We start from the raw sequence: 19331 nt of genomic DNA, 5'->3' as shown, positions 1-19331 counted from the left end.
TGGCGTGCCTTACCTTCGAGAGGCTTAGATATTGGCCAGCGGCAGCATGTTCAAGCGCCGACGTACTTCCCGCCAATGAGGCATCGCCTCGTCCAAGATGCCGTAAAATGCCGGCGTATGGGTCGACTGAAGAAGATGGGTCAGCTCATGAAGGATAATATATTCGAGGCATTCAGGAGGCTTTTTCGCCAATTCGGTATTCAGGCGGATATTGCCGGTGAGAGGGTTGCAACTCCCCCATCTGGTTTTCATACGTTGTACAAACAATTGTCGAGCTGTGACTTTGAGGTGTTTTTCCCACTTGGCAATGAGAGGCCCGGCCGCACGACGTAGCTCATCTCTATACCAACCATCCACGACGCGCTGCCTTTCGGCGACAGTTGCGCCCGCGCGTACTTGCAGAACCAGCGTGCGATGTCGTGCCAAGACAGCCGCCGCCCCTTCGCGCTCGATCACGTTCAGCAGAAAACGTTCCCCCCACACAAAATGACTTTCACGGTCAACATATTCGCGCGGTGGCTCTCGCTCCTGCATGTTGATTTTGCGCTGGTTGCGCCTGATCCAGACGAGATGCGCGACTGCGAAGGCGCGGATGGTGTCAAGGCTGGCGCGCTCCGGCGCGGCGATCCGCACCCGGCCTGTCGGTGGATGTACGCTCAAATGCATATTCTTGATGTCTTTGCGGACAACATCCACGCTTAACTCGCCAAGGTCGAGGACCGTCTCCATCAGTATTCCCTTTGATGATAAATGATGGCGAACAGGCGCTCGGTTTCGGTCTCATCCTGCACGATCTCATATATCGCGGCCTTGATCTCTTGCTCACGGGCACGTATGCCCCTCCAGTCTGCCTGACGGACCTGCTTGATTTTAGCGTCGATCCTCACAGCCAGCCCAGCATCTTTGGCAAGGTTGTTGTAAAGGGCTCTCTGTCCCTCGGTCTGGATTGCTGCGGGACGGCCGCCTTCCTGACCAGCGTTGAGGGTGCCCACCAACCGGGCGATCTGTTTCAAGTACTCCTCATAGGAGAGCGCATGCGCCTTACGCGCCGCAATGATCTCGTCGAGCAGCGTCGACATCTTGTCGTAGAACGCCGGGTCGGTTAGCCGCTCCTTGATGATCTTTGCTCGCACGTTGTTCTCGATGGTTTCTGCGACGGCGTCCTTGTTGCCCTTGAGGCTGCCCGGAAGCGTGTCGATTGTCCCTTCGATCCCAAGCGTGGCGATGATCTCAAGCAGCGGCATATCGTCGAAGGGCGAGATTTTCCTTGGCTCCTTCGCCTCGATGTAGGTGTCGATCAGATGCCGCATGTCGGCTTCGTAGGCCCTCAAGTCCAATGTCTCGCCACTGGCATTTCGGATCATGTCGCGCAGCTTCAGATAGTCGGCTATCTGACGTTTGATTGCATCGACTTCGGTTGCCGAGTAACCCGCCATATCGAGATTATCGGCGATGTTGGCAAAGGCGCGCACCAGTCCGGCGCAGGCTTTGTAGAAAGTCGCCCGCAGGGCCTCACGCTCCTGCAGGTCGGTGGCAATCTCGGTATTGCCGCAGAAATAGCGGCGAAAGGCGTCGTCATGACGTGGCGGAGGAACCGGCTCACAGATAAGGTAGATGGCCTCTAGTGCTTCGTCCAATCGCTGGCGGCCCTTTTTGAGGCGATCCTGAAGTATGACCTCTGGATCTACACTTCCTGTGGCGTGATCGAGCTCGGAAGAATAAACCTTGATCGCGCCCTCCACCTTCTTGAACAAGTCCATGTAGTCGACGATGTAGCCGAATTGCTTGTCGTCGCCGTCGAGCCGGTTGGTGCGGCAGATCGCCTGAAACAGACCATGATCCTGCATTGACTTGTCGATATAGAGGTAGGTGCAGCTTGGCGCATCGAACCCGGTGAGCAGCTTGTCGACAACAATTACGAGTTTCATCGTCGCCGGCTCTTTCTTGAAGAGCTGCTTAGCCTGTTCCTCGTAAACTTCGGTCCTGGTCATCCCGGGCTGAACGGGAACTTTTTTCAGAACGTCCTGATAGAGGTTGTAAATGAATTGCTTGTCGGTCTCGCTGGCCGCGCCGGTGTCTTCAAGAGTGATATCGGCAGCTTGAGGGTTGTATGAAGTAATGACGGCGCAGTGTCCCCTGAACTGGGTCTTGCTGAAGAGCGCGTAGAACTTGCACGCTTCGAAGATGCTTCGGGCGACCAGCATGGCGGTGCCACGATCATTGCTGAGCCGGGGCTTCACCCCAAAATCAAAAACAATGTCGCTGACGATGCGCTCCATGCGCGAGCGCGAGCTGAGAACGCGCTGCATTGTGCCCCATTGCTTGCGCAACTCGTCTTTCTGCCAGTCGTTCAAGCCCTTCGTTTTCGCATCGAACCATGCGTCGATCTTGTCCTGGCTGCCAAGCAGTTGATCGACGTCTCGGGCCTCATAAACGAGGTCAAGGACAACGCCGTCCTCCACCGCCTCACTATACTTGTACGTATGGATGTAGCTGCCGAAGACCTCAAGACTGGTTGCTTTGTCCTCCTTTAGTAGCGGCGTGCCTGTGAAACCAATGAAGACCGCGCCCGGCATCATGGCTTTCATGATGCGGTTGAGCCTGCCACTCTGCGTCCGATGCGCTTCGTCTACAAAGACGAAAAGCTCGCCGACGGTCTGGGCGGGCTTGGCTTCCAGTTCGCGGACAAAGCGGTCGAAGTTGCCGACGTCGCGCTGGCCGAATTTCTGCACGAGCGAACATATGAGCCGGGGCGTTGGCGCGCCGCTCAAAAGTGCCATCAGATCGGCCCCGCTCTTTGTACGCCGGATGTTCTCGCCGGTCGCAGCAAATCCTGTCTCTATTTGGCCGTCCAGTTCGTCGCGGTCGGTAACGATGATCACGCGGGCATTGGGGTTGGTCTGCAACACCCAGCGGGCGAGCAACACCATGACGATGCTTTTGCCCGAGCCTTGCGTGTGCCAGATGATCCCGCCCTCGCGGTGCGCGACGCGTTCCTGAGCTGCCTTGATCCCAAAGTACTGGTGGACTCGGGGCAACTTCTTGATACCCCCGTCGAACAGCACGAAGTCGCGGATCAGCTCTAGGCAGCGGCGCTTTTCGCATATCTTAAGCAGGTACTTGTCGAGCTTCAGGTCGGTGTCGTCCGCCTCATCTTCTTTCCACGTCAGGAACAGCTTTTCGGGCGTACCGATGGTGCCATATCGAAGGCCTTGGCTGTCATTTCCGGCGAAGACGAATTGAATTGTCGCAAAGAACCACGCGTTGAACTCAGGCGATTGGTTTGAGATGCTTTGGCGGATGCCCTTGGCGATATCAGTGCGGCTGTTCTTCAGCTCAAGCATGCCGATGGCGATGCCATTGATGTACATCACGATATCCGGACGGCGCGTATATCCGCCTAGAAGCGTTACCTCTTCCGCGATGGCGAAGTCATTGCGTTCCGGCATCTCCCAGTCGATGAGGTGGATGGTCTCGGAGAATTTGCCCGCCTCGGTTTTGGCTGAAACACCGTAGCGCAGCAGTCCGTGAACCTCCTTGTTGTTTTGGTAGAGGCTCCGCGTCGGGTTCCCGGCCTCCCGGCGAAGCCGCTCGCTTGCAGCGGAAACCTGCGCGTCGGAATAGCCTCGCGCCTTTAGGTTGCGGCCAAGCAACTCCTCCTCAATGTTAGAGTTGGCGCGCTCCGACCAGTCGCCGAGATAACGCCAGCCGAGGCGCTCTCGAAATAGCGCAATCACGCGGTCTTGCGTGGTCCGTTCCGGCTCGCCGATCACGCTTTCACCAGCTTGAAACGTATCTCGTAGCGGTAGAACGAGACGTTTGGCACAACTGCGAGCGCCCAGCGCAGTTTCTTGTCGTCTTCAAGGGCGATGATCGCGCCTTCGACGGTCTGGTTGGGCTCTGCGATCTGTTCCTTCACGTAGCCCATGTAGCGCAGCACTTGGCCGACTACGACGTCACTCGCGCGCCCACGCTTCAATTCCACGACGAGCAGGCACTTCCTGTCCTTGCTGATTGCGAGGATATCGATTGGCCCGGCGTCGGTTTCATATTGCTGCCCAACCTTCTCACCATCCTCCTCGAAGATCTCGAAGGTCTTGGCGAGTTCGGTCTGGTCCCAGTTAGCGACGAGGAATGCCTCAAGATGCTTCTCCATCGCAAACGCGACGGGGTCCTCGATGGTCGGGTCAGCTGAGATGATCGCGAGGGGTGGAGGGGCGATTTTGAGAAAAGTCTCGATCTCCGGGCCGTAGACAGAGACATTGGAGATGGTGCCGATGGAGCCGGTGGAGCTCTGCAACGCTTCACTCATCGCCGCGCGCTCGATGGCAATGTCGAGCCACTTCACCTTGCGGCGGTGGGGCAGATTGTTGCCGGGCGCGTAGTAATAGCCGCCCGTCACCTCGCCGACGCGGTAGGAACCTGCGCCATCTGGGCAGAGAACGATATCGCCAGAGTTGATACCCTTGCCAATGGTCCAGAGCGCCCCGCAGGCTAAACCCGCAGTCACCTTGGATTTGCCCGGATGGCCTGCAAGATAGACGGGAATAAATTTCTTGTTGAATGCACGCCACTCGTCGGTGAGCTTGTTAGCAAGGTCTTCATTGATCCCGAAATCCGCACCTATGAAGCCGCCCGCGAAGCACTCGGTGGCGAAGGCGCTCTTCCTGCCCAGCATGATGCGATAATAGCTTTTCATACGAGCCTGATCTCTCCGGTTAGCAGTGATTGCATCATCCCCTGCTTCACATCGCGCGTCTTGACGAGCTTTCCCTCTAGAGCAGCGATTTCAGCATCCACGTCGGATAGCATGGTAGCGATGGTGTGTTGTTCGTTAGGCCCGTGAAGGTCGACTTCGATACTCTCGATTGTTGCGGCATTTAGGCTCGGAACGCCCGAAGCCTCGTTGTATTGCCTCCAATCTATCATCAAAATCGATAAAATAAGTATTTTGGGACGTTTGGTTCGTTGATCACCGTGTAGAACAGGGTATCAATTGTCCAGAATGGCGTGTCAACATACTGCGGACGGTCTATCGTACCCTTTCTGCCGATCAGTACTGACGGCCTATCGTAAAGATACGCATCCGCCAAGCCAATTTGACCGCCACTGGCAAGGATCGGATACGCGCCATCGGATGCTTCGATGCCGTTTTGGCTGCGCCCGTGACCAACGCGAAGCACCAGCCCCAAACGTTTCTTTTCTGTACGGGGGGAGGCGGCCAGCAACTCTTGCATTACACCCTGCTTAATACCGCGCTTCTTCGTGATGAGCGCCTCCAGCGCGGCGATCATTTCATCGACATCCCCCAGCGCTGCCGCTATTGCCTTTTGCTGCTTCTTATCTTTTGGGACTGGTACCTTATAGGCTTTCAGGATGCCGAGGTTCGTATGAGGCACGCCAGTCTGAATTGCGCTGTCAATGATCTGGCGTTGCCCTGTCGGGCTTGAGAAATAGTAGTAGAGATAGGTTGGATCGTATCTCCCTGTATCTACGGAAAGCTTCATCTGACTTTGCGAGACGAGATACTTCTCGTACTGCCCCTCAGGTATGAGCGCTATTTGGCCCAACGTTCCTCGCTGAGTGAAAATGATATCGGACGGGACAGCGCAGTTCGCAGATAGATCTTTTGCTTTCGTGTTACTGACATAGACAAACTCGCCACTGACAAACTTGTCGCCCATATTCTGGCCACGAATTACCGGGACGCCAGAACGCGTGTAGTCAGCTGAAACCAAGTCCGATCCAAACGGACCTCCGACAATGGAATTTGGGGCATGGGACGCTATCGATGCGACAGAAGAAATCTCCCAGTCCTCAGGGATCACTCCCACATCTGTCTGCTTATAGCCGGCCGGCGGCGTGGTCATCCGTGCCCCATCTTTTTAAGGTGTTCGGCAACGGTCTTTTCCAGCGACGCCGCGCGATCTGTCAGAACCATTAGCGTCGCCCCATAGCGATCCGACAGTACTGTGATCCGGCGTGCCAGCGCCTGCTCGACGCGGGCGATCTCCCCGCCGATGCGCGCTTCAAGGTTTGCCATCCATTTGTCATCGATCACGAGCGTCTTCACTTCGGCCTTAGAAAGCGTCGGGTACATGGCATAGGACTTTTCATCCAGCACCTCGTTCAGCGACTTTGCTTTACGCTTGGCTTCCTTCTCTGTATCTGACAGCGCGAGCCATGTATTGAGCGCCTTGATCTCTTCTGCGGCAGTCTGGTCCCCCTTTATCTCCTTTAGCCGCGCCTTGACGTTTGCGATTGTGGGAGAGATGGCACCATCCTCACCCAGCAATTCGGAGAAGAGACCATCCTCGCTCCCGTGTTCCTCCTCCAGCGCCGCTAGTTCCGCCCCCAGCGCCTCGACCTTGGCGTGCAGCGCCTCGATCTCAGCCTGCTCCTCGGCAAAATATCGCGCCACGATCAGTCCTTTGGGCACCAGATCGCAGGTCCAACCCCTGTCCTTGTTGGTCTTCGGGTCGATTACGCGCGTCGTCTCGGCCTTCCAGCCATCAGCAGCGATGAGATAGGCGTCGTCCTGCATCACATCGTCCCAATAGTTCATGAGGTGCTGATAGATGTCGTAGGCGTCGAGGAGTGGGCGGCCCTCATAGTGCTTGAGCAGTCCCTCAGCGAGTTCTGCGATCAACGCCTTCGGGTGGAAGCCGGCATCAAGAGCGTTCAATCTGTCTGTCTGTTGCGCGCGCCACGCCTCAAAATGCGCGCTCAGGCCCTCTGTGAAGGCGGAGAACTCCGGGTGGTCATGAATTGCCGCTCGGATAGACTGCGGCCGCACGGCCAGATCAACGTATCCGGCCCGATTGGGTTTGAACAGAACCGCCTTCAGTTGCGGGCAGACCGACCAGTATGCCTTCAGCGCCGTCACATCACGCTCCGGGATGCCCCCCTTCAGATGCGCAGCAATGTCTTGCAGATCCTCTGGCGGCTGGCTGTCGATATAGCGCGGCAGATTAAGGTTGAACTCATTCTTCTCGATCTCATTGCGCGAGACCATGCGAGCGTACTTCGCGACGTCCCGCGAGCGTCGAAAAACATCGACGATGCGATGGATGTCCATCTCGCGTAGTCGGTTCTTCGGCCCGTCCTTCATGAAGCCCCGGCTTGCGTCGATCATGAAGATGCCGTTGCGTGCGGCAGCGTTCTCCTTGTCGATGAGGATGATGCAGGCCGGGATACCAGTGCCGTAGAACAGGTTCGCCGGCAGGCCGATGATCGCCTTGATTAGCCCGCGTTGGATTAGGTTCTTTCTGATCTCGCCTTCCGCATTGCCTCGGAAGAGTACGCCATGCGGCAAGATGCACGCAGCTTTGCCTGTCGACTTCAGCGACTTGATGATGTGGAGAAGATAGCCGTAGTCACCCTGTTTCGGTGGTGGCACTCCGAAGCCGTCGAAGCGGTGAAAGTTCACCGTGTCTGAGCTTTCGGTGCCAATGACCGCTGCCGGCCGCAGCTCGTTCGGGTCCATGCCCGTGCTCCAGCGCTTATCACTGAACGGCGGGTTGGCGACGACGTAGTCAAAGGTCTTGAGCGCTTCCCCCTCCGTGAAGAATGGGGCAGCGAGCGTGCTTTGGCCGGGGTGGATCACTGCACCTGCATAGTCGTGCAGGATCAGGTTCATCTGGGCGAGGCCGGCGGTGCTACCGTCCTTTTTCCTGCCCATAGAGCGAAACCTTCGCCCCAGCCTCATCTGCTACCCTGATGAGCAGTGAGCCCGAGCCGCAAGTGGGGTCGTAGATCGTCGTTTCAGCTGTTGTCTTCGGATTTCGTACGCCGATGATCTGGGCTATGACGCGGCTCACCTCCGCTGGTGTGTAGAACTGGCCCTTCGACTTGCCACTCTCGGTCGCGAAGTGGCGCATCAGGTACTCATAGGCGTCGCCCAAGATGTCGTCGCCATCAGCCCTGTTCCGCGAGAAATTTAGCGCCGGGTCTTCAAAGACCGCGATCAAATCGCTCAGCCGCTCGGTCTTCTCCTTGCCTTTGCCTAGCTTGCTGTCTTCATTGAAGTCAGGGAAGCCGCCCAACTTGTTGGCCCTTGCAAGCGGGCCAATGATATTCTTGTTGATCTGGTCGCCAATGTCCGGCTTGCCTTTAAGCGCAACCATATCAGCGAAGCTGGAGCCCGGCGGAACCGTGATGCCACCGAACGGTTTTCCGGCGTACTTGTCCGAGACGTATCGGATGAAAAGCAGAGACAGCACATAATCCTTGTAGGCTGAGGCATCCATGCCGCCACGCAGCACGTCGCATCCCTGCCAAATGCGACTGTAAATTTCCGACTTCTTGACCGCCACGATGCCCCCACGTACAAATCACTGCCGGGTGGTTTAGCAGTTTAGTTACGTCACTCGGCAAGCACTTTGTTGTGCCATGAGAGCGCTGCGCATGAGATGCGTTTGTATGCCGCCTCCCAAAGGCAGCCTCTTGATAGAGGATGCCAGCGGCAGGGTGTTAGGAATGGCTTGAGCACGCTTAACTGCGCAATAAAGGTGCAAGGATGGGTGCAAGTAAATTCCGCAATGATCCTGTTAGTGCAATAGAAACAAGATCTTATGGGAAATCAGTGGCGGAGAGGGAGGGATTCGAACCCCCGATGGGCTTGCACCCATGCCGCATTTCGAGTGCGGTGCATTCGACCACTCTGCCACCTCTCCGGGTCATGGTCGGCCGTTGCCGGCGCGGCGCACTAGATAACGGCTGAACGGGCAGGTTACAAGGCCAAATCTACCGGAAATTCAGCTTCCTGTCCGGGCCTCGTTCGGAGTGCCACGCTCCGTCCTCGGCAGGAGTCTGGCCCGCATGGCAGGGAACCCCGCCCGTTTGCCTTGACTCCCACGCAACCTTCGGTTAGGGACAGCGCGCAATCGGCGTGGAGGGTTCTTCCACGCCGCTTGTTTTTTGAACCCGCAGACTGACAAAAAGACGGCCGAACCGCCAGAGGCGGTTCATCAAGGCCGACCGAACAGCGAAAGGCAAAAAATGTTCGCAGTCATTAAAACGGGCGGTAAGCAGTATCGCGTTGCCGCCAACGATCTCCTGAAGATCGAAAAAGTCGAAGCCAATGTCGGCGACATCGTCGAGATCGGCCACGTGCTCGCTCATGGCGAGGGCGAGAATGTCACGTTCGGCGCGCCGTTCGTCGATGGCGCCCTGGTGACCGCCGAAGTCGTCGAGCAGGGCAAGAACCGCACGGTCATCGCTTTCAAGAAGCGTCGCCGCCAGAATTCGCGCCGCAAGATCGGACATCGCCAGCTTTTGACCACCGTGCGGATCTCCGAGATCCTGCTGGGTGGCGCCAAGCCCGCCAAGAAGGCGGCCGTCAAGGCGGAAGCCAAGGCTGAGGTCGCTCCCGAGGCGGCGCCGAAGGAAGCCAAGGCCAAGAAGGACACCGCCCCCAAGGAAGACGCGAAGGCCGAGGCCGTCGCCGCGCCGCTGTTCAAGGCGCCGAAGGGCGAGCCGGACGACCTGACCGTGATCAAGGGCATCGGCCCGGTCGCCGCCAAGGATCTCGCCGAGCAGGGCATCATCACCTTCGCGCAGCTCGCCAAGCTGACCGAGAAGGACGTTGCCAAGATCGACGAGAACATGCCGTTCAGCGCCGACCAGATCAAGGACTGGCGCGAGCAGGCCAAGGAACTGGCTAAGAAGTAAGGCGAACCGGCGCGAAACGTCGCCGGATCGGACTTGAAACGGAACGCGAACGCGTTCATAAGACCATTCAAGCGCCCATGGGCGCATCGGAGTTAGTTAGATGGCACACAAGAAAGCTGGCGGCTCGTCGCGCAACGGTCGCGACTCGCATTCCAAGCGTCTGGGCGTGAAGAAGTTCGGCGGCGAAGCCGTCATCCCGGGCAACATCATCATTCGTCAACGCGGCACCACCTGGCATCCCGGCGTCAATGTCGGCATGGGCACGGACCACACCCTTTTCGCGCTCGAAACCGGCGCCGTGACGTTCAACAAAAAAGCCAACGGCCGAACCTACGTATCGGTCAACCCGATTACCAAAGCCGCGGAGTAGCCGGTTCCGCACTAGAACACCGGCGCCCATCTCGGGACCGGTGTCTGGCAAAACCAGGAAAAGGATCAGGGGAGATGGGTTTCCATCTCCCCTTTTTCTTGTGCCTGGAGGACTTCAAATGGTTGCCGAAGCGGAAGATTCAGAAGACGAAAGTTACGCGATAGATTGCCCGGTGCTGGTCACCGAGCGGCTGGTGATGCGCGCTCCCGATGAGCGGGATATCGCGCAACTGGTCGAACTTGCCGACAACCGTCACGTTGCCGAGATGCTGGCGCGCATGCCGCACCCCTATGGCGAGGCCGAGGGACGTGCTTTCCTCGCCATGACCAAGGCGCGGCGCGCCGGCATCGCCTATGCGCTGACGCTGGCAGGCACCGACACTTTCGTCGGCTGCGCCGGGCTGAACACCACCGATCGCGGCCTTGAGCTCGGCTACTGGATCGGCGAGCCCCACTGGAAGAAGGGCTACGCCACGGAAGCAGCGCACGCGCTGGTCGACCTCGCCTTCCAGAAGACGTCGATCCAGGTGCTGCAGGCCTCGACCAGGGTCATCAATCCGGCTTCACGCCGCGTCATCCACAAATGCGGCTTCCAATATGCCGGCCAGGGCATGCTGAATTCGATCGTCGCCGGCCAGGTGCCGGTCGAACGTTATCGGCTCGACAGGAAAACCTGGACGAGCCTGCGCAATTGGATCCACTTCTAGGTGCGTCGATATTCAGGTGAGGCCGGCCTGACCTGAATATCGGCAAACCTTGGCGCGCGGGCGGAACAGGACAAATCAGCTGGGGACCGGACTTGGGCTTAGCCCAGTTCGACCCAAACCGGCCGGTGGTCGGAACCGACTGACTGTCTGTCGGCCCACAGGCGCTTCAGCGTCCGGGCAAGCGACGCGCTGGTGAAGACGTAGTCGATGCGCTTGTGGCGGCTGGCGTTGGTGGGGTCCTTGGGGTCGACCCAGGAGACGAGATCGTCGCCGGCGACATCGAGGCGCAGGGCGGCATCGACGGCGAAGTCGGCGGTCAGCGGCATGCCGAATTCATGGTCCGGCCGGCCGGCCAGTTCGACATATTCGGGCGAGCCGGCCAGCATGTTGAAATCGCCCATGCCGACAAAGGCTTCCGGATGCGGCAGTTCCGGCAGGCCGATCTCGGCGACGCCGGACAGCGCGCCGCCTTCGAGCGCATAGTTCAACAGGCGCTGGCGCAGGAACTGGATCTGGCTGGCGCGTTCGACCGGGCTGCGGTGATCGAGATGGATGGAATAGAAGCGGATGAAACCAAGCGGCGTCTCGATCAGGGCTTCCAGCGCGCCGCGCTGGAAGTTCATCATCTCGAAGCTGCGGCTGCGCGGCAACAACAGGTTGCGCGACAGATGAATGGGCGTTTTCGACAAGACCATGTTGCCGAGCTGGAAGGTCGTGGTGATGGCGCGGCCGTCCTCGATGCGCGAGCCGATATTGGCCTCGAAATTGCTGCCATAGACGGCGAAATAATCGGGCAGCGCCTCGCCGATCTCGGCCACCATGTCGCGGCTGCCGTTCCGGGGATTGTTGCGGGTGACCTCCTGCAGCGCGATTACGTCGGCGCCGCGCACCGCGTCGGCGATGCGCCCGAGATCGTAGCGTCCATCGAGACCGATGCCGTACTGGATGTTGTAGGTTACAAGCTTCATTCCGACGTCTCTCCGGCCAACCCCGCGCGGCCATCGTCACAAAACGGCCTCGCCCTTCGCCGCGCCTTGGTTTAGAGCAAGGCCCAAGGTTTAGAGCAATGCCGCAAGGCCAATAAAAGAAACTGCAGTCCCATGAAATTTCTCGATCAAGCCAAGGTCTATGTCCGCTCCGGTGACGGGGGCGCCGGTTCGGTGTCGTTTCGGCGCGAGAAGTTCATCGAGTTCGGTGGCCCGGATGGCGGCGATGGCGGCCGCGGCGGCGATGTCTGGCTGGAAGCGGTCGACGGGCTGAACACGCTGATCGACTATCGCTATCAGCAGCACTTCAAGGCCAAGACCGGCGTCCACGGCATGGGCCGCAACATGACCGGCGCCAAGGGCGCCGATGTCACGCTGAAGGTGCCGGCCGGAACGCAGGTCTTCGAAGAGGACAATGAGACGCTGATTTGCGACCTCACCGTCGTCGGCCAGCGCTTCCTCCTTGCCAAGGGCGGCAATGGCGGCTTCGGCAACCAGCATTTCAAGACCTCGACCAACCAGGCGCCGCGACGCGCCAATCCCGGCCTTCCCGGCGAAGAACTCAACATCTGGCTCAGGCTGAAGCTGATCGCCGACGCCGGGCTGGTCGGGCTGCCCAATGCCGGCAAGTCGACATTCCTGGCCGCCGTCACCGCGGCCAAGCCGAAGATCGCCGACTATCCGTTCACGACCCTGCATCCGGGCCTCGGTGTCGCCCGCATCGATGCGCGCGAATTCGTCATCGCCGATATTCCAGGTCTGATCGAAGGTGCCCATGAGGGCGTCGGCATCGGCGACCGCTTCCTCGGCCATGTCGAGCGCACGCGCGTGCTGCTGCACCTGGTCTCCGCGCAGGAGGAGAACCCGGGCAAGGCCTACAAGACCGTGCGGGCCGAGCTCGAGGCCTATGGCCACGGCTTGACCGACAAGGCCGAGATCCTGGCGCTGAGCCAGGTCGATACGCTCGACGCAGACGCGCGCAAGAAGAAGGTCGCCTCGCTGAAGCGTGCCGCCGGCCGCGCGCCGATGCTGCTGTCGGCGGTCACCGGCGAGGGCGTCGAGGCGGTGCAGCGCGCGTTGATGGCTGTCATCGCGGAGGCGCGCGCGCGGATCGCCGCGCCGGTCGAGACGCGCTGGGAAAAGTAAAGTCATGCAGCCGCTCAGGAAATACCGGCGCATCACCGTCAAGATCGGCTCGGCATTGCTCGTCGACCGCACGAGCGGCCTGAAGCGCGACTGGCTGGCCTCGCTCGCCGACGACATCGCGGTGCTTGCCCAGGGAGGAGCCGAAATCCTCGTCGTGTCGTCGGGCGCCATCGCGCTCGGCCGCACCATCCTTGGCCTTGGCAAGCGCGCCCTGAAGCTCGAGGAGAGCCAGGCCGCCGCCGCCGTCGGCCAGATCGCGCTCGCCGGCGCATGGTCTGACGCGCTCGGCAAGGGTGCCTTGAAATCGGGCCAGATCCTTTTGACGCTCGGCGATACCGAGGAGCGCCGGCGTTATCTCAACGCGCGGGCCACCATATCGACGCTGCTCAAGATGAAGGCGGTGCCGGTCATCAACGAGAACGACACGGTGGCGACCTCCGAAATCCGCTATGGCGACAATGACCGGCTGGCGGCCCGCGTCGCCACCATGATGGGCGCGGACCTGCTGGTGCTGCTCTCCGACATTGACGGGCTCTACACCGCGCCGCCAGCGTTGGACCCCGGTGCGAAGTTCATTCCGGTGGTCGACCGCATCACACCAGACATCGAAGCGATGGCGGGAGCCGCCGCGTCCGAGCTGTCGCGCGGCGGCATGCGTACCAAGCTCGACGCGGGCAAGATCGCCAATGCGGCGGGCACGGCGATGATCATCACCTCCGGCACAAGGCTGTCGCCGCTGATGGCGATCGAGCGCGGCGAGCGCGCGACGTTCTTCAAGCCCAGCGCCAATCCCGTGAAAGGCTACAAGACCTGGATCGCCGGCCAGCTCGAACCGGCCGGGCGGCTGACCGTCGATGCCGGCGCCGTCGGCGCGCTCATTTCGGGCAAGTCGCTGCTGCCGGCCGGCGTCAAGCTGGTCAGCGGCAATTTCTCCCGCGGCGACACGGTGGCGATCCTGTCGCCCGAAGGCCGCGAGATCGCGCGCGGGCTGGTTGCCTACGATGCCGCCGATGCCGTAAGGATCGCAGGCCTGAAGACGGCCGAGATCGAGACCGTGCTCGGTTACGAGGCGCGTTCGGCGATGATCCACCGCGACGATCTTGTCGTAAGTCACGCCGGAAGCGACATAAGCGAAGGATGAGCCATGCTGAAGCTGCATGAAAAATCCGGGGACGACACCGTGGCGCTGATGGCCGATATCGGGCGGCGCGCCCGCGCTGCCGCCCGACCGCTGGCCATCGCCACCGCCGGCGCCAAGAACGCCGCGCTTGGCGCCATGGCCGACGCGATCATTTCCCGCGAGCGGGACATTCTCGACGCCAACGCCATCGATGTCTCGAATGGCCACGAATCCGGACTTTCCGGCTCTTTCATGGATCGGCTGAAGCTCGATCCGGCACGCATCCGCGCCATGGCGGACGGTATTCGCGAAATCGCTGCCCTGCCCGATCCGGTCGGTGATGTCATCGCCGCGTGGGAGCGGCCGAACGGTCTGCGCATAGAGCGCGTACGTACGCCGCTCGGTGTCGTCGGCGTCATCTATGAAAGCCGGCCGAACGTGACGGCGGATGCCGGCGCTCTCTGCCTCAAGGCCGGCAATCCGGTCATCTTGCGCGGCGGCTCGGATTCACTCAATTCCTCCTCGGCGATCCATGCCTGCCTGGTCGAGGGACTGAAGGCGGCCGGTCTGCCCGGGGATGCCATCCAGCTGGTGCCGACCACCGACCGCGCCGCGGTCGGCGAGATGCTCAAGGGGCTTGGCGGCAATCTCGACGTCATCATTCCGCGCGGCGGCAAAAGCCTGGTCGGGCGGGTGCAGAGCGAGGCGCGGGTGCCGGTCTTCGCCCATCTCGAAGGCATCTGCCATCTCTATATCGACCGCTCCGCCGAGCTCGACATGGCGGTGCGGATCGCCGTCAACGCCAAGATGCGGCGCACCGGCGTCTGCGGTGCCGCCGAAACGCTGCTGGTCGACCGTGCTGTCGCGGCCACCCATCTGGTGCCGATCCTCGACGCGCTGCGCGCCGCCGGCTGCGAGATCCATGCCGATCAAGAAGTGATGAAAATGTTCTTCGACGCCAAGCCGGCGACCGACGCCGACTGGGTGACCGAATATCTCGATGCGATCATCGCGGTGAAGCTGGTCGACGGGATCGCTGGTGCGATCGAGCACATCGAAACCTTCTCCTCGCATCACACCGAGGCGATCGTCGCCGAGGACGCGAAGGCGGTCGAACGGTTCTTCAACGAGATCGATTCGGCGATCCTGCTGCACAACGCCTCGACGCAGTTCGCCGATGGCGGCGAGTTCGGCATGGGTGCCGAGATCGGCATCGCCACCGGTAAGATGCACGCGCGCGGGCCGGTCGGCGTCGAGCAGTTGACCTCGTTCAAATATCGCGTGCGCGGGTCGGGACAGGTGAGGCCTTGAAGCTTTTGATCGCCAGAGCCTGAAGCGATGCTGGCCTCTTCCGAACCGGCGACACCCTCCAGCTATCTGAAGATGCCGCATGCCGAGAAGGGGCTGGCCGTCGGACTGTTTGGCGGTTCGTTCAACCCGCCGCATGCCGGCCACGCATTGGTCGCCGAAATCGCTTTGCGGCGTCTGGCGCTGGACCAGCTTTGGTGGATGGTGACCCCAGGCAATCCGCTGAAGAGCACGCGCGAACTGGCGCCGCTGGGCGAGCGCATCGTGCTTTCCGAGAAGATCGCCAAGAACCCGAAGATCAAGGTCACCGCCTTCGAGGCGGCACACAATGTGCGCTACACCGCCGACACGCTGGCGCTGGTCAAGGCGCGCAATCCCGGCGTCGACTTCGTCTGGATCATGGGCGCCGATTCCCTGCGGGACTTCCATCGCTGGCAGCGCTGGCGCGAGATCGTCATGACCTTTCCGATCGCGGTCATCGACCGACCCGGCGCGACACTGTCCTTTCTGTCGTCGGTTGTCGCCAAGACCTTCGATTACGCCCGCATCGACGAAGGCGACGCGCCAAGGCTTGCGCGGATGAAGGCGCCGGCCTGGACCTTCATCCACGGTCCGCGTTCCTTGCTGTCGTCGAGCGCGATCCGGAAGATGGCGAAGGGTTGAGCGTCTCGTCCGTCCGGCCATGTCGTTTTTACAGCGGCGTCCGCCTGACCCATGGGCGATGCTGACCAGCCATGGCGATTCACAAGAAAACCCATCCCACGATCGATCCCGACCAGGGCAGCACGCCTGCGCCGCTGATCGCGATTGCCAGTGTCATCGTGTCGATGGCGCTGATTGCCATCGGCAACGGGCTGATGTTCGCCTATATCCCCGTCCGGCTCGGCGTCGAAGGGTTCGATCCGGTCTGGGCAGGGCTGATCGTCACCGGCCTGTCGGCCGGCGGCCTCGCCGGCTGTATCCTGACCGGTCCGCTGGTGCGCCGGGTCGGCCACGCCCGCGCCTTCATGGTGCTGTCGGCGCTGATCGCGCTGTCCAATGCCGCCATCGGCGCCGGACCGCACCCGCTGCTGTGGATCGTGGCGCGCGCGCTTTACGGCTTTGCCATATGCGGCCTGTTCATCGTCGCGCAAAGCTGGCTCAACGACGCGCTGCCGAACGCGGTACGGGGCCGGGTGATGGCCGTGTTCTATGTCGCCTACATTGCCGGTCTTGGGGTCGGCTATGCGACGCTTGCCGTGATCGACATCCACACGGCCGCCGCGTCGCTGATCGGCATCGCCTTTACCGCTCTGTCGATCCTGCCTGTCGGCATGACACGCCTTGCCCAGCCGCCGGCGCCGCAGGCGGCTTCGGTGGCTCTGCGCCAAGCCTGGCGGATTTCGCCGGTCGGCGTCGCCGGCATGCTGGCGGTCGGCGGCCTGTCGATGATCATTTCCGGCTTCGCGCCCATCCACGCGACGGCCAAGGGCTACAGCCAGGCCGATGTCGCGCTGCTGCTGTCGGCAATGCCGGTCGGCACGCTGATCCTGCAGATACCGCTCGGCTGGCTCTCCGACCGTACTGATCGGCGCTACGTGCTTGCCGGCGCCGCGGCGCTGGCGGTGGTTGCGAGCGTGCTCGCCATCGCCTTCGACGGCGGTGCGCTGATGGCGCTGGTGGTGATCTACCTGATCTGGGACGGGGCGGCGGAATCCATCTACGCGCTCTCCAGCGCGCATGCCGCCGACCGCGCCAGGAAGGATGAACTGCTGGCGCTGTCGAGCTCGATGCTGTTTGCCTGGTCGCTCGCGGGCTTCATCGTGCCCGGCATTGTCACGGCGCTTTCCGCCGTCTTCGGCACGGCAACCTTCATCTATGTCGGCATCGTCATCGCCTCGGTATTCTGCCTTTTCGTGCTGTGGCGGGTGATCGCGGCGGGCCGCGTTCCGGCGGCCGCCACGGGCAGTTTCGCGCCGATGTCGGCGCAAGCACCCTTGCCGGTCGAACTCGCCTTCGCGCCGGACGAAGTGGTCCGCCACAGGGGCGACTGATTACTGCTTGCGGGCCTCGGCTGGCGGTGCCTCCGGAGGCGGCTGCGGGATCGAGATGCCCTCGCTGTCGAAGGCCTGCTTGGCGCGTTTCGTCATGTCGATCTGGGTGGCGAAATGGTCCGCCGCCGCGGTCCAGTAGCGCAAGGTGAGCGAAACGGTCGTATCGCCGAGCCCGGCCACGAAGGCGATCGGCGCCGGTTCGCGGCGGATGCGCTTCTCGGCACCGGCAATGGCAAGCAATGTCTTCTGGGCGCCGTCTATGTCGTTCCTGGAGCCGATGCTGAGCGTGATGTCGGTGCGGCGCACGCCGTTGCGGGTGAAATTGCGCACCGGCTGATTCCACAGCGTCGAATTCGGCGCCAATATGTAGATGCCGTCGGCGGTCCTGAGCTTGGTGGCGAAAAGGCCGATTTCCTCGACCGAACCGGCAATGGAACCGACCTCAACGGATTCGCCAATGCGGAATGGCCGCAACGCGAGCAGCATGATGCCTGCGGCGATGTTCTGCAGCGTGCCTTGCAGGGCGAGACCGATGGCGAGGCCGATGGCGCCGATCGCGGCGATGATCGATGCAGTCTGCACGCCGAACTGGCCGAGCACCATGATGACGACGAGGATCAGAATGGCGTAGCGCCCGATCTTTGAAAAGAAATGCCGCAGCGTCGCGTCGAAACCATGGATATGGCCGAGGCCAGCCGAGATCGAGCGCTCGGCAAGGTTGGCAACGATGTAGCCGACCACCAGGAGGATGACGGCGCCGATGGCGGAAAAGGAATAGGAGACGATCAGCGTACTCAGCTGCGCGAGGCCGGTCTGGACGGTGAGAAGGGTGTCTTGCGGGTCGATCGGCATGGCGGGATTCCGGTTGGTCGGTCAGCCGGTAACCGCTGTGGAAGGCCTGGGTTCCGATGTTTTTGCGTCACCCGTGGAACAACATTCCACTCGGCGAGTTCGCGTCCATCGGGGCTCCGTCTTGAAACTGCAACGGAACTCTGCCTATCTAAGTGGTGTCACCTGCTTTAAGGGGTGATTTGGTTGTTCTTGCTGCGAAAGGAAATACACTGAGAACAGCACTGCGGAAGAAGGCCGACATCGTGCCTTCGCCGGCCAGGATCAGCGTAGACGACGCCGTGTCCCGTGCCATCAAGACAGTCCTTGCCAGTCTGGAAGACTCCAAGGCCGAAAATATTGTCTCAATCGACATTCAGGGGAAATCGAGCCTCGGCGACTACATGGTCGTTGCGTCGGGCCGATCGCACCGTCATGTCGCGGCTGTCGCCGACCATCTCCTCAAGGCGCTCAAGGATGCCGGTCTGGGCACCGCGCGCGTCGAGGGACTGTCAGGCGCCGACTGGGTCCTGATCGATTCTGGCGATATCATCGTCCATGTCTTCCGCCCCGAAGTCCGCGAATTCTACAATCTCGAAAAGATGTGGCAGGCGCCGGATCTCGAGGAAGAGACCCTCCACTAAGCCCTTCGCGGGGCTTATAGAGGCGAGGATGAAGATTTCAGTTCATGCCGTGGGCCGAATGAAAGCCGGCCCCGAGCGGGAGTTGGCCGACCGCTATTTCGAGCGGTTCGCCAAGAGCGGACCCGGCGTGGGGCTCGAATTCGCCGGAATCACCGAGATCGTCGAGGGCCGCGCGCAGAGCGCCGCCGAGCGCCAGCGCGACGAAGGTTCGCGGCTGCAGGCACAGCTGCAGCCAGGCACGGCCCTCATCCTGCTCGACGAGCGAGGCAAGAGCCTGTCTTCACAGGATTTCGCCGGCCGTCTGGGACAGTTGCGCGACGGCGGACGCAAGGCGCTGGTCCTCGCCATTGGTGGCGCCGACGGCCACGATCCGTCGCTGCGCGGCCAGGCCGAGCTGGTGATGTCGTTCGGGGCGCTCACCTGGCCGCATCAGCTGGTGCGGGTGATGCTGGGTGAACAACTCTACAGGGTGGCGACGATCCTGTCGGGTCATCCCTACCACAGGTCCTGAAAGCCGC

At 61.1% G+C, this 19331-nt stretch carries 18 protein-coding genes and 1 tRNA gene; 10 read left to right on the top strand and 9 right to left on the bottom strand.

Going from position 1 to position 19331, the window contains the following annotated elements:
* Positions 1–24: 24 nt before the first annotated feature.
* From FJ936_RS15750 to FJ936_RS15725, 7 genes are all read right to left on the bottom strand, one after another.
* Entirely contained in the window at positions 25–729 is a 705-nt protein-coding gene (locus FJ936_RS15750; protein ID WP_141906750.1) for a SprT family zinc-dependent metalloprotease, read from the bottom strand.
* Positions 729–3773, bottom strand: a complete 3045-nt coding sequence (locus tag FJ936_RS15745; protein ID WP_210245824.1) for a type I restriction endonuclease subunit R — start codon at positions 3771–3773, stop codon at positions 729–731. The genes FJ936_RS15750 and FJ936_RS15745 overlap by 1 nt, the downstream gene beginning before the upstream one ends.
* Positions 3770–4699, bottom strand: coding sequence for an endonuclease NucS domain-containing protein (locus FJ936_RS15740; protein ID WP_141906748.1), 930 nt, complete (start codon positions 4697–4699; stop codon positions 3770–3772). The genes FJ936_RS15745 and FJ936_RS15740 overlap by 4 nt, the downstream gene beginning before the upstream one ends.
* A 229-nt stretch (positions 4700–4928) precedes the next feature.
* A complete protein-coding gene (locus tag FJ936_RS15735; protein WP_210245822.1) occupies positions 4929–5870 on the bottom strand; it encodes a restriction endonuclease subunit S in 942 nt (313 codons plus the stop codon).
* Positions 5867–7681 (bottom strand): N-6 DNA methylase, encoded by a 1815-nt coding sequence (locus FJ936_RS15730; RefSeq protein ID WP_281405756.1) that lies wholly within the window; start codon positions 7679–7681, stop codon positions 5867–5869. The genes FJ936_RS15735 and FJ936_RS15730 overlap by 4 nt, the downstream gene beginning before the upstream one ends.
* Positions 7659–8315: a class I SAM-dependent DNA methyltransferase gene (locus tag FJ936_RS31160; RefSeq protein ID WP_281405755.1), complete on the bottom strand. Its 657-nt coding sequence runs from the start codon at positions 8313–8315 to the stop codon at positions 7659–7661. The genes FJ936_RS15730 and FJ936_RS31160 overlap by 23 nt, the downstream gene beginning before the upstream one ends.
* Before the next feature lie 270 nt (positions 8316–8585).
* Positions 8586–8675: transfer RNA gene (locus FJ936_RS15725), tRNA-Ser, on the bottom strand.
* A gap of 325 nt (positions 8676–9000) precedes the next feature.
* Between FJ936_RS15725 and FJ936_RS15720 the strand changes: the two genes are divergently transcribed.
* The 3 genes from FJ936_RS15720 to FJ936_RS15710 all read left to right on the top strand — a co-directional run bounded on the left by FJ936_RS15720 (position 9001) and on the right by FJ936_RS15710 (position 10748).
* Positions 9001–9672, top strand: a complete 672-nt coding sequence (locus FJ936_RS15720; RefSeq protein WP_140790051.1) for a 50S ribosomal protein L21 — start codon at positions 9001–9003, stop codon at positions 9670–9672.
* A 100-nt stretch (positions 9673–9772) separates the two neighbouring features.
* Positions 9773–10042: a 50S ribosomal protein L27 gene (gene rpmA / locus FJ936_RS15715; RefSeq protein WP_015315190.1), complete on the top strand. Its 270-nt coding sequence runs from the start codon at positions 9773–9775 to the stop codon at positions 10040–10042.
* A 118-nt stretch (positions 10043–10160) separates the two neighbouring features.
* Positions 10161–10748, top strand: a complete 588-nt coding sequence (locus FJ936_RS15710; protein WP_023771744.1) for a GNAT family protein — start codon at positions 10161–10163, stop codon at positions 10746–10748.
* Positions 10749–10846: 98 nt separating this feature from the next.
* Here the strand turns inward: FJ936_RS15710 and FJ936_RS15705 are convergent, their stop codons facing one another.
* A complete protein-coding gene (locus tag FJ936_RS15705) occupies positions 10847–11716 on the bottom strand; it encodes an endonuclease/exonuclease/phosphatase family protein (RefSeq protein WP_140790048.1) in 870 nt (289 codons plus the stop codon).
* A 132-nt stretch (positions 11717–11848) separates the two neighbouring features.
* Here FJ936_RS15705 and obgE point away from each other — a divergent pair, with 132 nt between their 5' ends.
* From obgE to FJ936_RS15680, 5 genes are all read left to right on the top strand, one after another.
* Positions 11849–12880 (top strand): GTPase ObgE, encoded by a 1032-nt coding sequence (gene obgE, locus FJ936_RS15700; protein WP_140712517.1) that lies wholly within the window; start codon positions 11849–11851, stop codon positions 12878–12880.
* Between the two features lie 4 nt (positions 12881–12884).
* The gene (gene proB / locus FJ936_RS15695) at positions 12885–14021 is read left to right on the top strand and encodes a glutamate 5-kinase (RefSeq protein WP_140790046.1); all 1137 of its coding nucleotides are present in this window, start codon (positions 12885–12887) and stop codon (positions 14019–14021) included.
* A 3-nt stretch (positions 14022–14024) separates the two neighbouring features.
* A complete protein-coding gene (locus FJ936_RS15690) occupies positions 14025–15311 on the top strand; it encodes a glutamate-5-semialdehyde dehydrogenase (RefSeq protein WP_140790044.1) in 1287 nt (428 codons plus the stop codon).
* Positions 15312–15338: 27 nt separating this feature from the next.
* Complete coding sequence (locus FJ936_RS15685; protein WP_246680479.1) at positions 15339–15971, top strand: nicotinate-nucleotide adenylyltransferase; 633 nt, start codon at positions 15339–15341, stop codon at positions 15969–15971.
* Between the two features lie 71 nt (positions 15972–16042).
* Positions 16043–17341 carry an MFS transporter gene (locus FJ936_RS15680; protein WP_140616596.1) on the top strand — a complete coding sequence of 433 codons (1299 nt, stop codon included), beginning with the start codon at positions 16043–16045 and terminating at the stop codon, positions 17339–17341.
* Here FJ936_RS15680 and FJ936_RS15675 read toward each other — a convergent pair whose 3' ends face one another.
* On the bottom strand, positions 17342–18193 hold the full coding sequence (locus FJ936_RS15675) for a mechanosensitive ion channel domain-containing protein (RefSeq protein ID WP_140790042.1): 852 nt from the start codon (positions 18191–18193) through the stop codon (positions 17342–17344).
* Positions 18194–18435: 242 nt separating this feature from the next.
* On the opposite strand from FJ936_RS15675, the gene rsfS reads away from it, so the two are divergent.
* Positions 18436–18813 (top strand): ribosome silencing factor, encoded by a 378-nt coding sequence (gene rsfS / locus FJ936_RS15670; RefSeq protein WP_015315198.1) that lies wholly within the window; start codon positions 18436–18438, stop codon positions 18811–18813.
* A gap of 28 nt (positions 18814–18841) precedes the next feature.
* Positions 18842–19324, top strand: a complete 483-nt coding sequence (gene rlmH, locus FJ936_RS15665) for a 23S rRNA (pseudouridine(1915)-N(3))-methyltransferase RlmH (protein ID WP_140616598.1) — start codon at positions 18842–18844, stop codon at positions 19322–19324.
* The last annotated feature ends 7 nt before the right edge of the window (positions 19325–19331 follow it).

This window comes from Mesorhizobium sp. B2-4-13 (genome assembly GCF_006658535.1).
In the GTDB taxonomy this organism is placed as follows: domain Bacteria; phylum Pseudomonadota; class Alphaproteobacteria; order Rhizobiales; family Rhizobiaceae; genus Mesorhizobium; species Mesorhizobium australicum.
This window is presented reverse-complemented; position numbering and strand designations above follow the sequence as displayed.